The sequence below is a fragment of the Kangiella sp. genome, assembly GCF_014762745.1.
In the GTDB taxonomy this organism is placed as follows: Bacteria; Pseudomonadota; Gammaproteobacteria; order Enterobacterales; family Kangiellaceae; genus Kangiella.
Genome location: NZ_JABURJ010000112.1, coordinates 62,920 through 77,820 on the forward strand (window position 1 = coordinate 62,920; position 14,901 = coordinate 77,820).

At 44.5% G+C, this 14,901-nt stretch carries 15 protein-coding genes; 12 read left to right on the forward strand and 3 right to left on the reverse strand.

Annotation, left to right across the window (positions count from 1 at the left end; translation table 11 throughout):
* Positions 1–5 precede the first annotated feature (5 nt).
* The 3 genes from HUJ19_RS09660 to HUJ19_RS09670 all read right to left on the reverse strand — a co-directional run bounded on the left by HUJ19_RS09660 (position 6) and on the right by HUJ19_RS09670 (position 3,613).
* The gene (locus HUJ19_RS09660; protein ID WP_290623849.1) at positions 6–1,370 is read right to left on the reverse strand and encodes a glycosyltransferase; all 1,365 of its coding nucleotides are present in this window, start codon (positions 1,368–1,370) and stop codon (positions 6–8) included.
* A 239-nt stretch (positions 1,371–1,609) separates the two neighbouring features.
* A complete protein-coding gene (locus tag HUJ19_RS09665) occupies positions 1,610–2,875 on the reverse strand; it encodes a hypothetical protein (protein ID WP_290623851.1) in 1,266 nt (421 codons plus the stop codon).
* 42 nt (positions 2,876–2,917) lie between these two features.
* Positions 2,918–3,613 (reverse strand): CPBP family intramembrane metalloprotease, encoded by a 696-nt coding sequence (locus HUJ19_RS09670; RefSeq protein WP_290623853.1) that lies wholly within the window; start codon positions 3,611–3,613, stop codon positions 2,918–2,920.
* A 257-nt stretch (positions 3,614–3,870) separates the two neighbouring features.
* Here HUJ19_RS09670 and mnmG point away from each other — a divergent pair, with 257 nt between their 5' ends.
* The 12 genes from mnmG to atpD all read left to right on the forward strand — a co-directional run.
* Complete coding sequence (gene mnmG, locus HUJ19_RS09675; protein WP_290623855.1) at positions 3,871–5,757, forward strand: tRNA uridine-5-carboxymethylaminomethyl(34) synthesis enzyme MnmG; 1,887 nt, start codon at positions 3,871–3,873, stop codon at positions 5,755–5,757.
* A gap of 70 nt (positions 5,758–5,827) precedes the next feature.
* Positions 5,828–6,490 carry a 16S rRNA (guanine(527)-N(7))-methyltransferase RsmG gene (rsmG, locus tag HUJ19_RS09680; RefSeq protein WP_290623857.1) on the forward strand — a complete coding sequence of 221 codons (663 nt, stop codon included), beginning with the start codon at positions 5,828–5,830 and terminating at the stop codon, positions 6,488–6,490.
* 15 nt (positions 6,491–6,505) lie between these two features.
* Positions 6,506–7,282 carry an AAA family ATPase gene (locus tag HUJ19_RS09685; protein ID WP_290623859.1) on the forward strand — a complete coding sequence of 259 codons (777 nt, stop codon included), beginning with the start codon at positions 6,506–6,508 and terminating at the stop codon, positions 7,280–7,282.
* Positions 7,283–7,305: 23 nt separating this feature from the next.
* Positions 7,306–8,205, forward strand: coding sequence for a ParB/RepB/Spo0J family partition protein (locus HUJ19_RS09690; RefSeq protein WP_367274000.1), 900 nt, complete (start codon positions 7,306–7,308; stop codon positions 8,203–8,205).
* Positions 8,206–8,377: 172 nt separating this feature from the next.
* Complete coding sequence (locus tag HUJ19_RS09695) at positions 8,378–8,758, forward strand: ATP synthase subunit I (RefSeq protein ID WP_290623863.1); 381 nt, start codon at positions 8,378–8,380, stop codon at positions 8,756–8,758.
* A gap of 32 nt (positions 8,759–8,790) precedes the next feature.
* The gene (atpB, locus tag HUJ19_RS09700; protein ID WP_290623866.1) at positions 8,791–9,666 is read left to right on the forward strand and encodes a F0F1 ATP synthase subunit A; all 876 of its coding nucleotides are present in this window, start codon (positions 8,791–8,793) and stop codon (positions 9,664–9,666) included.
* Between the two features lie 70 nt (positions 9,667–9,736).
* On the forward strand, positions 9,737–10,003 hold the full coding sequence (gene atpE, locus HUJ19_RS09705) for a F0F1 ATP synthase subunit C (protein WP_018623638.1): 267 nt from the start codon (positions 9,737–9,739) through the stop codon (positions 10,001–10,003).
* 52 nt (positions 10,004–10,055) lie between these two features.
* On the forward strand, positions 10,056–10,526 hold the full coding sequence (locus HUJ19_RS09710; RefSeq protein WP_026309191.1) for a F0F1 ATP synthase subunit B: 471 nt from the start codon (positions 10,056–10,058) through the stop codon (positions 10,524–10,526).
* Positions 10,527–10,535: 9 nt separating this feature from the next.
* Positions 10,536–11,072, forward strand: a complete 537-nt coding sequence (locus HUJ19_RS09715) for a F0F1 ATP synthase subunit delta (RefSeq protein ID WP_290623871.1) — start codon at positions 10,536–10,538, stop codon at positions 11,070–11,072.
* A 12-nt stretch (positions 11,073–11,084) separates the two neighbouring features.
* Positions 11,085–12,632 (forward strand): F0F1 ATP synthase subunit alpha, encoded by a 1,548-nt coding sequence (gene atpA, locus HUJ19_RS09720; protein WP_290623872.1) that lies wholly within the window; start codon positions 11,085–11,087, stop codon positions 12,630–12,632.
* Between the two features lie 68 nt (positions 12,633–12,700).
* Positions 12,701–13,561 carry a F0F1 ATP synthase subunit gamma gene (gene atpG / locus HUJ19_RS09725; protein ID WP_290623875.1) on the forward strand — a complete coding sequence of 287 codons (861 nt, stop codon included), beginning with the start codon at positions 12,701–12,703 and terminating at the stop codon, positions 13,559–13,561.
* Between the two features lie 50 nt (positions 13,562–13,611).
* Positions 13,612–14,901 (forward strand): F0F1 ATP synthase subunit beta (gene atpD, locus HUJ19_RS09730; protein ID WP_290623876.1); only part of this gene is annotated, 1,290 nt, incomplete at its 3' end.

Sequence of the window (14,901 nt, forward strand, 5' to 3'; positions counted from 1 at the left end):
CAATTTTAAGAAGTTTGTTCAGCAGTTTGCTGTTGCAAACCAATCCGATTCCATTTCTGCCATTTAACCGATTCGCGATTATAGAGTTTCTGCAGGCTCATAGTTAGAGCAACTAGTTCGATAAACTCAATCACGTAAAGCAGCAACCAGGCCACAGGAATAAACGGGATCAGGTTTTTGTGGAAACTGGATTTGGAATCAAGTTTTATCTGCATCGTTACCAGCGCTGATGAAACCAGAATCACCGAGGCTAGCAAGACAAAGTCTTGGCTGACAATGACGTAGCAGTAGAAAAGCGATAAAAACAAACCGACATTTAAAAGCATAATTTCCGCGTATATTGCCAGTGGTAAAATAAACCAGGACAGATAGCGACTGTGTTGATTATTGCTGCTTAAAAACAGTTCTTTATGTTTAAAATAACAAAGAATGCGGCCGTACTTCCAACGCAGGCGTTGCTTGCGCAGGCCTTTCCAGTCTGTGGGACCTTCGGTATAAACCACGGCATCATGTGCATATCGTGTTTTGTAGCCATGACTTAAAATACTCATTGAAAGATCGATATCTTCTGTAATGATTTCTTCGTCAAAACCTCTAAGGTTAGTAAGTACGTCACGACGATAGGCAGCTGCGGCACCGCCAATAATGTGCACGGCATTGAAGTAAGAATCAGCCCGCTTGTAGAAAAAACCGCATACATATTCGAGCTGTTGTAGCCATTCGAGAGGTTTTTTCTTGTTACCGACAATGATGTTACCGGCAACCGCACCTACTGAAGGATCGTCAAAGCGTTGCACGAATTTGTAAATGGCATTTTTATCAACGATACAGTCTGCATCAATAGTGATAATGATGTTACCTTCGGCAATTTCCAGGCCTTTATTTAAGGCGCGCGCTTTGCCGCCATTGGTCAAAGATAAGTACTTGATAGGAACAAGTTGATCAGAGTGTTGTTCGTAATCTGCGATAAAGTTTCGAACCAGCTGATCGGTGCTGTCGGTAGAACCATCATTGATCACAATCAGTTCAAAATCGTGATAGTTAGATTGCAAAACAGATTCGATGGTTTTAATAATTCCTACTTCTTCATTCCAGGCTGGCAACAATACACTGACCCTATAAGGAGTCATGGTTGTATAGCCTTGATTTACCGGTAGAAACGAATAACGGATGGCAGCATAAATCTGAACCAGTAGTTTGCTAATCAAAGGTATAACAAGAACAAAAAGAAAGCCTTTTAATCCAAGTAAAGATTCAGAAACAGGGCCTTGAGAAATAAAAGCCATCACTAAAACGGTTGCAGACAACAGGTAAAGGCCGGCAACAATCAGTTTGGTGGTTAATGCTTGGTGTTTAAAAAATGTAATCATATAGGTTCTGCTGTGTACCAAAATGGAATTAGCTTGAACAAAATTGTGAGCGATTATTGCACACCCATTGAAGGACACAAAGCAGTATCTATGAATCAGTTCACAATAAGCTGGCGGGTGCTATTAGCAGTGTGAAGCGCTAGGCAAAAAAGCCCTAAAATCAGCAGGATATTGAGAAAACAAGGGAACTTATAAAGAAAATCCCGCCGTAGCGGGATTGGGTATGAGGTTTTAGCTTACTAGTTGGACTGGTATTCACGTCTAACTTTTAAATTACGAATTTCTGAAATTTTAAAAGGCATTTGCAGATAGTTACCGGCCGAAACCTGGGTATTGATGCGGGCAACTGAACCCTCTACAGACTCAATGGTGCCTTTATAAGATTTTCCGCGGTAATCGAAATAAGCTTGATAATTAATATAGTTACCAAGATTGGCAGGATCGGTTGGCTGTAAGGTTAACCCCTGAACAGTTTCTATACTGTCATCAACAACTTTAACGGGCTCATCCAGTTCTGGTAGATCTTCAGGGTTTGGGCGGGCACCGAACAACTGGCGAAGCTCATGATCATTAATGGTAATTGACAGGTTAAGGCTGCTCACCAGCAGTTGTGGTGACATGGTCCATAACTGAAAAGGATCCATGGAGTTGTCAGGATACGAAGATATTTTAATGCTACGGGGATTGGCCACATAGTCAGCATATTGAGTATAGAATTCGTCACTTAGATAGATCGACTCATTGTAAAAGACGTGAGTAAGGTAATCCACATGACGCTGGTAATAGGCTTCTTTAGGAATATCAACCAGATCAGCGCAATATTCATTGAGACGATTGACGTAGCCGTCATTTTTATAGGTCATAGTGACGTTTTTAAGCTTTGATGCAAATGAATTCTGAGTGAAGTTATCCATCAGAAATTCCATCTGGAAACTACCATAATCGCGGGCGTTGGCATAAACAATAAACTTACCCTGATTGAGGTTTGGATCAATATTAATGCTGGTATCGAGATCAAGTGACATCTGGCTGTAACCCATTTCATTGAGGTCACTGATGCTTATGGTTTGTTTGTTGCCACAACCAGCCATTTGTATTCTGGTAAAGAAATCTGGCTCGCTGGCAAAGGCATTGTCACTGTCTAAATCTGAAGTTAAAGGAAACTGAGCGTTTTTAATCTTAAATACTAGAGTGTTAGGATCTTTAGTCCACATTCCCGACTCAATGCTGCGGACAAAACGGAAGGAATCAATAAGGTTTCCGGTACCGAATTGAAGTTCTTCGATAGTCGCGTCTGTATTAGTACCCGGCAGGGTAAGCTTAATGCCGCGCGTTACCGATTTACCATCTATGCTGACAAAAGTGGTTTCATAGCTGGCTGAGGTGCGGCCGCGCAGGTCAGAAAATAGCTCGTCAATAATTTGTTTGTTTTTATACCAGATATAGCCGTAAGCTAAAGCCGCTGCGACAAGCAGAAAAATAAAAAGTCTAATAAAAATTCTCACCCTCTTCTCCTTCATAAATGATGCTTTATGAACGTCAGCTCACTAAGCAAGGGTTAACATTATTAAGTTATAGTTAGCGTGACAGAGTATAGGAACCAGCATCGACTGACTGCGCAATCTCAAGATCCCCAGTAAAGCCCCCAGTAAAAATATGGCAAGCAGAGCAAACCAGTAACCGTAGTATTCTAGTAGGTGAAACGACATAAAAACAACTGAGGATAATGAAATAGCCCAAAAAGTCGAAACTTTCTGTTGTAAACCGGATAAAAGAATACCTCTAAACAGGTACTCTTCGCCGATAGGTGCAAAAAAAACAACGGCCATAAAGAGCAATACTTTGGCGAAAGTGCCGCCGCTGACGATCTGCTCAAAGGTCGAATCAATCCCGGAAGGAGGAGTAAAATATTGCGCAATCGTCAGAACGAGCAGCGAAAAGAGCAGGCCGGAGAGTAAAGCAAGGATTAACCATGCAAGAGGAGCTTTTAGTTCAGGGATAAAGACGTTGCGTAGAAAAGACAGGCTGAAGCTGATTACCAGCAGGTAACTGATCAGCAAACCGAAGAATACCGCAACGGCCAGCATTGTGGGTGGCGGCTCGCTTTGCATGGGCAGATCGGTCAGGTAATAAGAAAAAAACAGGATGCTACTGGTGCAAAGAGCCAGCAGAACCAAGGTTAAACAGGTTAAAATAATACTTTCAGCGAAAGGCTGCCTGTAATTATTGTGATTATCGCTCAAATGCGGCTCCATTTTATTCTTGTATTGGTCAAACTTTGTTTATAAACAAGGTTATACCATAGTTAGTGGCAAATAAAAGTTTGTAGCAGAACAAGCTAATAGCCGGGAAAAGACGGTGAAATCGCGAAAAACAGAGTAAAAGCCTGTTAAAACCTGTTCAAAAGTTATACAAATATCGGTATGATCGCGCTCCCTTTTCAATGAAGGGCTTGTGGATCAATATAGAGTTGGCGAGAGTTAATCAGAGATAGCAAATTATGCGTTACCCAGAGAATTATTCAGTTATTGTCATTGGCGGCGGTCACGCGGGCACCGAGGCTGCGCTGGCGTCTGCACGTATGGGCGTAAAAACCTTATTACTGACGCATAATATTGAAACCCTGGGCCAGATGTCCTGCAATCCGGCGATCGGTGGTATTGGTAAAGGCCACCTGGTAAAAGAAATTGATGCATTGGGCGGAGCCATGGCACAGGCCATTGATCGTGCCGGGATTCAATTTAGAACTCTGAACGCCAGTAAAGGCCCGGCAGTCCGCGCAACTCGTGCTCAGGCCGATCGCGCGCTATATAAAAGTGCTATTCGTGAAATCCTTGAGAACCAGCCCAATCTGACCATTTTTCAGAATGCAGTGGTAGACCTGATTGTCGAGCAAAATAAGGTGGTAGGCGTTAAGACTCAGATGGGGCTGGATTTTTATGCCCCTGGCGTAGTTCTAACCGTGGGTACATTCCTGGGGGGGCTGATTCACATCGGCATGCAGAATCATTCCGGTGGCCGTGCTGGCGATCCGCCTTCCATTGCCTTGGCCGAGCGTTTACGTGAACTGCCATTCCGGGTTGATCGCCTGAAAACTGGTACGCCGCCGCGCATTGATGCTAAAAGTGTTGATTTTTCCGTGATGGAAGAGCAGCCAGGGGATAACCCTGTGCCAACCTTCTCTTTTATGGGCACCCCAGATCAGCACCCAAGACAAATTTCCTGCTGGATTACCCACACCAATGAATCCACCCACGATATTATTCGCGGCGGTCTTGATCGTTCGCCGATGTATTCTGGAGTGATCGAAGGTGTTGGTCCACGCTACTGCCCCTCTATCGAAGACAAGATCATGCGCTTCAGCGACAAAAACAGCCACCAGATTTTTGTCGAGCCGGAAGGCCTGAACAGTCATGAGCTCTATCCGAATGGAATTTCCACCAGTCTGCCGTTCGATGTGCAGATGAATCTGGTACGTTCCATCAAAGGTTTTGAAAACGCCCATATTACCCGCCCGGGCTATGCCATTGAGTATGATTACTTTGATCCTCGCGACTTGAAGGCTTCGCTGGAAACTAAATTTATTGATGGGCTTTTCTTTGCTGGTCAAATCAACGGAACAACTGGTTACGAAGAGGCCGGTGCTCAAGGTTTGATTGCCGGTATGAACGCGGCGCTACAGGCTCAGGGTAAAGAAGCCTGGTCACCACGTCGAGATGAAGCCTATATCGGCGTCCTGATTGATGATCTGATTACCCGCGGGACGCAAGAGCCATACCGCATGTTTACCTCAAGAGCGGAGTATCGTCTGATTTTGCGTGAAGACAATGCAGATTTACGCTTGACCGAAAAAGGGCGTGAACTGGGCTTGATTGATGATAAACGTTGGCTGGCATTTAGCGCAAAGAAAGAAGCCATCGAGCGCGAAACAGCTCGTATTAAAAACCTGGTTGTCCAGCCGGATAGTGAAGCTGGTCAGCAGCTGAATCAACAGCTGGAAAAACCGTTAAGCCGCGCCTATAAAGGCGAGGAATTATTGCGCCGTCCTGATATTACTTATGCGGGATTGATGGCTTTGCCAGGCATGCTTGAACAGACAGTGGCTGACAAGGTCGCAGAACAGGTCGAAATTCAGATTAAGTACTCCGGTTATATCGATCGTCAGAAAGATGAAATCGAGCGCAGTTTGCGTAATGAAAACACAGCCTTACCCAAAGATCTGGATTATAGCCAGGTCAAAGGCCTGTCCAACGAAGTTGTCCAGAAGCTGATGAACATTAAGCCAGAAACCATCGGCCAGGCCAGTCGAGTTTCAGGTGTGACCCCGGCAGCCATTTCCCTGTTGCTGGTTCATCTTAAAAAGCGTCAGCAGTTAAAATCAGCATAGAAAAACGCAGGAAGGCTTTCGCCCTCCTGCGAAACGATCAATTCAATACGATATTAAGAAGAACAGATTTGTGAACCCGGAATTATTAAAACGTCAGCATATTTTTAATCAAAAATGCCAGGATATTGGAATTTCGCTTACAGAAACCCAAAGTGAGCGCTTACTTGGTTACTTATCCCTGCTTCTCAAGTGGAACAAGGCATTCAACCTGACAGCAATAACCAATCCCGAGGAGGCGCTGAATCTTCATTTGTTGGATTCAGTGTCGGTCTCGCCAGCAATAGCAGCCTATGACTCCTTGTTGGATGTGGGTACTGGCGGCGGTCTGCCGGGGATTCCATTGGCGATATTGAACCCGGAAAAACAATTTACCCTGCTTGATACCAACAGTAAAAAGACCCGTTTTCTGAAGCAGGTGGTCTATGAGCTGGGGCTTGATAATGTGACGGTTATTAATCAGCGAGTACAAGACTTTGACAATCAATCAGGGTATGCTTGCATTCTTTCTCGAGCTTTTGCCAGTCTGTCTGACATGGTGCAATGGACTGAACACCTATTAGCGGACAAGGGTCACTGGTTAGCCATGAAGGGCCAATATCCACAGCAGGAGCTTGATGAGTTACCAGAAACGGTTGAGCTGGTCGAAGCGCAGCAGGTGAAGTTGCCGGGGATCAGTGCCAATCGTTGGTTTATCTATTTAAAACAGAAGCAGTCAGCAAGCTGCACAAAATAGAATAAGAGGTGAAGCGTGGCGCATGTAATTGCCATTACAAATCAAAAAGGTGGTGTTGGTAAAACAACAACTAGCGTAAACCTTGCAGCATCCTTAGCTGAAGAAGGTAAACGCGTACTCTTGATTGATATGGATCCGCAAGGTAATGCGACCATGGGCTCGGGTATTGAAAAAGGTGATTTGGAGCTGTCGGTCTATGATTCATTAATGGAGCCGGTAGAAACCAAAAGCCATATCGTGATATCTGAGGCAGGAAAGTTTGACGTCTTGCCTGCTAATGCTGACCTGACTGCGGCCGAAGTTCATTTGTTGAAACTGGATGATAAGGAAAAGCGCCTGCGCCAGGTGATTCAACAGATCGAGCGCTATTATGATTACGTGCTGATAGACTGCCCTCCTTCCCTGAACATGTTAACCCTGAATTCGTTGGTTGCGGCTAACTCCGTGATCATTCCGATGCAGTGTGAATATTATGCACTGGAAGGTCTGTCGGCATTGCTCAATACAATTGGGCAAGTGCAGGATCACATCAATCCGGAACTGGAAATCGAGGGCATACTGAGAACCATGTATGACCCGCGAAACCGTCTGTCACTGGAGGTCTCGCGCCAATTGTTTAATCACTTTGCGGATAAGGTTTATCGAACAGTGATACCGCGCAATGTGCGACTGGCGGAAGCGCCCAGTTTTGGGGTGCCGGTAATGTATCACGACAAAGGCTCGAGTGGCTCTAAGGCTTATCTGGCCCTGGCCGGCGAAATCATTCGCCGCAATAAAGAAGCTACCGTCTAACAAAAGAATTAGAGTGATAGAGGATAAGAATGAGTAAGCGTGGATTAGGAAAAGGTTTAGATGCTCTGCTTGGCGGAGCCATGAATAAGCCAGCCAAGAAGACCGGCGAGAGTTCTGCTAGTGAGCTGACGGAAGCTGAACGTCATTTGCGCGAAATGCCCATCGAGTTCTTACAGCCAGGCCAATATCAACCACGTCGCGTGATGACCGAAGAAGGTCTGGATGAGCTGGCAGACTCGATAAAAGCGCAGGGCATGATCCAGCCCATCGTCATTCGTCCAGTCGGCAAAGATAAATACGAAATTATTGCCGGTGAGCGTCGCTGGCGAGCTGCGCAGAGAGCTGGTCTGCATGAGGTTCCGGTAATCATTAAAGAAGTGCCGGATGAAGCGGCCATTGCCATGGCGCTGATTGAGAATATCCAGCGTGAAGATCTGAATGCGATGGAAGAAGCCTATGCCCTGCACCGTTTAATGCAGGAATTTGGACTGACCCATCAGCAGACCGCCGATGCGGTGGGTAAAAGCCGCACCACGGTGACCAATCTGTTGCGCCTGATGCAGTTAAGCGAGCACTGTAAGACTTTGCTGGAACGCGGTGATCTGGAAATGGGTCATGCGCGTGCCTTATTGTCGCTGGAGCCAGCCAAACAAACCGAAGCGGCAAAGACGGTGGTGGCCAAGGCGCTGACCGTGCGCGAAACGGAAAAACTGGTACGCAATATCAATGAACCTAAGAAAAAGCCGAAGCCAATTGAAAAAGATCATCATATTCAATCGCTTGAGCAGCAACTGGCGGAAAAAATTGGTGCCAGCGTGGCGATAAATCACGGCAGCAAAGGTAAAGGTAGTCTGGTAATTAACTATCACAGCCTGGATGAACTCGATGGAATACTACAACATCTAGGTATAAAAGAAGACTAAAGCACAAATTATAGGGTCATTAGTTCTACTTATAGGTAAGGGCATGAAAAGCCTTTAAATTTTGTGTTTTTTCGCTGAGGTTTGGTTGATTAAAGGCCACTAAATCTTTATACTTGCCGCCCGAATATGTGGTGAACCTATGCATTGATGCATGGTGGAAGGGCAACTCCTTATGAGTGAATCATTGGCTAAAAAAGGTCGCAATCAGGCCTATAAAATGATTCTACTCCAGTTGGGCATTAGCTTAGCTTTAGTGTTAATCGGCTTGCTATTTTCCTTACAGGTGAGTATGTCATTGGGTGTCGGAAGTCTAATAGTGATTATCGCCCACTTCATTTTCGCTACGATAGTATTTAGAAAATCAGGGGCTCAGGCAGCAGAAGCCGTTAAAAAAGCTTTCAAAATAGGCGAAAGTTTAAAGATTTTGCTGACCATAGGGCTGCTGATTTTTGCTTTTACAGTATTACCGGTGCATCCGCCCTCACTATTAATCGGCTATGTGATTATCGTGTTGTCGCAGTGGTTTGCACCCTTAATCATTAAATCGTCTTGAATAAGACCAGATGACAAAGAGAAGGCTTCAGAATGGCTTCATCAGAAAATCTTGATAGTGTTGGTTATATTAAGCACCACTTACAGAATTTGCAGGTATGTAAAACTGAAGAAGGTTGGGTCTGGAACGAATGCCAGGGGGCAGGGTTCTGGACGTTTAACGTAGATAGTTTATTCTTTGCCTTTCTTCTAGGCGCTATCTTCTGCTTCTCTTTCTGGCGCGTGGCGAAAAATGCCAAAATTGACAATCCTGGACGCTGGCAGTCAATGGTCGAAATGATTGTAGAGTTCGTGGATAAAAGTGTAAAAGATACCTTCCATGGTCGTAACCCATTAATTGCACCACTTGCACTTACCATTTTTGTATGGGTTATTCTGATGAATATGATGGACTGGGTGCCAGTTGATCTTCTTCCTTGGGTGGCAGAGCAAACCAACGTCCATGTTCTAGGCAATGAGCCTCATACTTCTTACTTGAAGTTCCTGCCTACGGCTGATGTGAATATTACATTCAGCTTATCGATAGGCGTATTCCTGTTAATCTTGTTCTACAGCATTAAAGTGAAAGGCATTGGCGGTTTCCTTGGTGAATTGACGCTGCATCCTTTCTCCAGCAAGAACAAATTTGTACAAGTACTACTAATCCCTGTGAACCTGCTGATGGAAACCATTGGCCTGGTGGCTAAGCCAATTTCACTGGGTCTGCGTTTGTTCGGAAACCTTTATGCGGCAGAATTGCTGTTCATCTTGATCGCAATCCTGTTCTCAACTGGTGTGGGTGGCTTTATCGGTGGTTTCATCAGTTATATGGGCTGGGCTATCTTCCACATCCTGGTCATTCCGTTGCAAGCGTTTATTTTCATGATGTTGACGATCGTGTATCTAAGCCAGGCACATGAAGATCACTAGTAACAGTTTTTAAGTTTTAATTTTAAGTTTAGTTTTTAACATTTAACCATTTCTCGATTGGAGGAAAACAATGGAAACTTTGTTCGCGTTCACAGCATTAGGTGTGTTATTGGTATTAGGTCTTGGTGCTCTAGGTACTGCGATTGGCTTTGGTCTTCTAGGTGGTAAATTCCTTGAAGCTTCAGCACGTCAACCAGAACTAGCTCCTATGCTACAAACCAAAATGTTCCTAGTTGCGGGTCTTCTTGATGCGGTAACCATGATCGGTATTGGTATCGGCATGTGGTTCACATTCGCAAGCCCATACGTTGGTCAATTGCAATCATTGATTGGTTAATTAAGACAACCGAACGATTACTTTTGACTAACCAACTAGAGGGGGAATAGACGTGAATGTAAACGCTACCCTAATAATCAATATGATTTTCTTTGCTGCATTCGTGTGGTTCTGCATGAAGTTCGTGTGGCCGCATATCATGAGTGCAATCAAAGAACGTCAAGATAAAATAGCTGAAGGTCTGGCTGCTTCTGAAAGAAGTCAAAAAGATCTGGAGCTGGCTCAAGAAAAAGCTGCTGAATTGTTGCGTGAAGCTAAGCAACAGTCTGCAGAGATTGTTGACTCTGCCAAGAAACGTCATGCTGAAATTGTTGACTCTGCCAAAGACGATGCTCGTTCTGAAGCTGAGAAAATCAAGAATGGCGCTATGGCTGAGATTGAGCAAGAAGTTAACCGTGCTCGTGAACAGCTTCGCTCAAAAGTAGCTACCTTGGCTGTAGCTGGTGCTGAGAAAGTAATCGAGCGAAATATCGACGAAGCTGCGAACAACGATTTGTTCGAAAAGCTGGTTAAAGAGTTATAAGGGTTAACTATGGCTGAGCTGACTACTATTGCAAGACCATACGCAAAAGCAGCATTCGAATATGCTCTTGGCGCTCAGGCTGTATCTGAGTGGGCAAGCATGTTAGATTTTGTCGCTCAAGCCGTTAGCAACAATGACGTGGCCAACATTATCAGTAACCCTTCCCTTTCTGCTGAGCAAAAAGGTGAAGTGATTTTGAAAATAAGTGAAGGTCAGATAACTGATAAAGTTGAAAACTTTATTAAGTTGCTTGCAAGAAACCATCGTTTAGAAGCTTTGCCAGCGATAAAAACTCGTTTTGATGTATTAAAAGCGGATTTTGACAAAGCGGTTGAAGTAGAAGTAACTTCTGCGACAGCGTTGAGCGATGATCAATTGCAACGTTTAACTGAAAAGTTAACGGCAAAACTTGGTCGTAAAGTTAATATTCAAACACAAGTAGATTCGTCCATGATTGGTGGTCTGGTTATTAAGGCTGGCGATATGGTAATTGACGGATCCGTACGCGGTAAGCTCAACAAGCTTTCCGAAACGCTAAGAGCTTAGTGAGGAAGAAGCATGAGTGTGCAACTGAATCCATCAGAAATTAGCGAGCTAATTAAAAAGCGTATCGACTCTTTTGAAGTCGTGAGCGAAGCTCGCAATGAAGGTACTATCGTCAGCGTATCTGACGGTATTTTACGTATTCACGGCCTAACAGATGTTATGGCAGGTGAAATGATTGAATTGCCTGGCGGTAAGTACGGTATGGCCTTAAACCTTGAGCGCGACTCTGTCGGTGCGGTTGTTCTAGGTGACTATACTGATATCGTCGAAGGTATGACTGCTAAATGTACTGGTCGTATTTTGGAAGTGCCTGTTGGCCGTGGTCTGTTAGGCCGTGTGGTTGACGCTTTGGGTAACCCAATCGACGGTAAAGGTCCAATTGATAACGACGGCTTCTCACCAGTTGAGAAGATTGCTCCAGGTGTAATTGAGCGTCAATCAGTTGATCAGCCAGTACAAACCGGTATTAAATCAATTGACGCCATGATCCCGGTTGGTCGTGGTCAGCGTGAGTTGATTATTGGTGACCGTCAAACAGGTAAAACTGCCATTGCAGTAGATGCTATCATCAACCAAAAAGGCACTGGTGTTATCTGTGTTTATGTTGCGGTTGGTCAGAAAGCTTCAACTATTGCTGGTATCGTTCGTAAGTTGGAAGAACATGGCGCGATGGACCACACTATCATTGTTGCTGCATCTGCTTCTGACTCTGCAGCGTTGCAATTTATTGCTCCGTTTGCAGGCTGCACTATGGGCGAATACTTCCGTGACCGTGGTGAAGATGGCTTAATCGTATACGATGATTTGACTAAACAAGCTTGGGCTTACCGTCAGATTTCATTGTTGCTACGTCGTCCTCCTGGTCGTGAAGCATATCCTGGTGACGTTTTCTACTTGCACTCGCGTCTACTTGAGCGTGCAGCGCGTGTTAACGCTGACTATGTAGAAAAATTCACTAATGGTGAAGTTAAAGGTAAAACGGGTTCATTGACTGCATTACCAATCATTGAAACTCAGGCAGGTGACGTATCTGCATTCGTACCAACTAACGTAATCTCGATTACTGACGGTCAGATCTTCCTAGAAACTGATTTGTTCAACGCAGGTATCCGTCCAGCGGTAAACGCCGGTCTTTCGGTATCTCGTGTAGGTGGTGCAGCACAGACTAAAATCATCAAGAAACTTGGTGGTGGTGTTCGTCTTGCATTGGCACAGTATCGTGAACTTGCAGCGTTTGCTCAGTTCGCTTCGGATCTTGATGATGCGACACGTGCCCAGCTTGAACACGGTCAACGTGTAACTGAGTTGATGAAGCAGAATCAGTATGCTCCATTATCAGTAGCAGAAATGGCTGTTTCATTGTATGCAGCTGAAAAAGGCCACTTGAAAGATGTTGAAATAAGTAAAGTAGGTGATTTTGAATCTGCATTGTTAGATTACTTCAAGAACCAGCATGCTGACTTGTTGAAAGAAATCAATGAAAAATGTGATTACAACGACGAAGTTGCAGGCAAACTTGAAGAAGCGGTAACCAAATTTAAGGCTACCCAAACTTGGTAAATACATCAGGGTGCTTTGCACCCTTTTGTGCTTTCACCAATTAATTAGATTAAGACTGGAAACATACTATGTCAGGCGCTAAAGAGATTCGTACCAAAATAGGGTCGATTAAAAATACGCAAAAAATTACTTCAGCAATGGAAATGGTTGCTGCAAGTAAAATGCGTAAAGCGCAAGATCGTATGGCGGCTTCTCGTCCTTACGCTGAGAAAATCCGCAACGTGATCAAGCACATTGCACAAGGTACTCCAGAATACCGACATGCTTATATCTCTGAAAGAGATGTAAAACGTGTGGGCTATATTGTCGTATCCACGGACCGTGGTTTATGTGGTGGTTTGAATATTAACTTGTTCAAGGCAGCACTAAACGATATGAAAACCTGGTCTGAGCAGGATATCGAAATTGACTTGTGCCTAATCGGCAACAAAGCGACTTCATTCTTCCGTAAGTTCGGTGGCTCTGTTGTTGCTAAGACTTCGAACTTAGGCGATACGCCAGAAATCGAAGATCTGATTGGTTCAGTTAAAGTTATGCTAAAAGCCTACGATGAAAAGCGTATTGATCGTTTATTCGTAGTGACCAATGAGTTCGTTAACTCTATGACGCAAAGCCCAGTAGTCGAGCAGTTACTGCCGCTACCCGCTGGTGAAGATGACGAGCTTAAGCATCACTGGGATTATTTGTATGAGCCAGAAGCTAAACCTTTGTTGGATAAGTTAATGGTTCGTTTTATCGAATCACAGGTTTATCAGGCAGTGGTTGAAAACATCGCATGTGAACAGGCGGCTAGAATGGTTGCAATGAAAGCAGCTTCTGATAACGCCGGTGACCTTATTGACGATCTTGAATTGGTATACAACAAGGCTCGTCAGGCTGCGATTACTCAAGAGCTTTCTGAGATTTGTGCAGGTGCGGCTGCGGTATAACGCAATAATTTATTGAAAAGTTTTTAAAGCTTAAGATTGAGGAAATCAATATGAGCACAGGTAAGATTGTAGAAATTATCGGCGCGGTTATCGACGTTGAGTTCCCGCGTGATAGTGTACCTAAGGTATACGACGCATTAACCGTTAAAGAAACTGACTTGACTTTAGAAGTTCAACAACAGTTAGGTGACGGTGTTGTTCGTTGTATTGCGATGGGTTCATCAGATGGTTTACGTCGTGGCTTAGAAGCAACGAATACTGGCGCGCCAATTCAGGTACCTGTGGGTAAAGAAACCCTCGGCCGTATCATGGACGTGCTTGGTAACCCAATCGATCAGAAAGGTCCTATCGGTGAGCAAGAGCGCATGTCTATTCACCGTAAAGCACCTAAGCTGGAAGAACTAGCGCCTGCTAACGAATTGTTAGAAACCGGTATTAAAGTAATCGACTTGGTTTGCCCTTTCGCAAAAGGTGGTAAAGTTGGTCTATTCGGTGGTGCCGGTGTTGGTAAAACTGTAAACATGATGGAGCTTATTCGTAACATTGCGATTGAGCACTCAGGTTATTCAGTATTTGCCGGTGTGGGTGAGCGTACTCGTGAGGGTAACGACTTCTACCACGAAATGACTGATTCTAACGTTATCGACAAAGTATCATTGGTATACGGTCAGATGAACGAACCACCAGGTAACCGTCTACGTGTTGCTTTGACTGGTTTGACAATGGCTGAGAAATTCCGTGACGAAGGTCGTGACGTACTATTGTTCATCGATAACATTTACCGTTATACACTAGCAGGTACTGAGGTATCAGCACTTCTAGGCCGTATGCCTTCAGCGGTAGGTTATCAGCCAACTCTAGCAGAAGAGATGGGTGTACTTCAGGAACGTATTACTTCAACTAAAACTGGTTCGATTACGTCGATTCAGGCGGTATATGTACCTGCGGATGACTTGACTGACCCTTCTCCAGCAACTACCTTTGCTCACTTGGATGCGACAGTTGTATTGTCTCGTCAAATTGCCGAGCTAGGTATTTACCCAGCGGTTGACCCACTTGATTCAACCTCTCGTCAGCTTGATCCTTTAGTGATCGGTAGCGAGCATTATGAAGTTGCTCGTGGCGTTCAGGGTGTATTGCAGCGCTATAAAGAGTTGAAAGATATTATTGCGATTTTGGGTATGGATGAGCTATCTGAAGAAGATAAGCAAACTGTTGCCCGTGCTCGTAAAATCCAACGTTTCTTGTCACAACCATTCTTCGTAGCAGAAGTATTTACAGGTTCACCTGGTAAATATGTATCGCTAAAAGACACCATTGCTGGCTTTAAAGGTATTTTG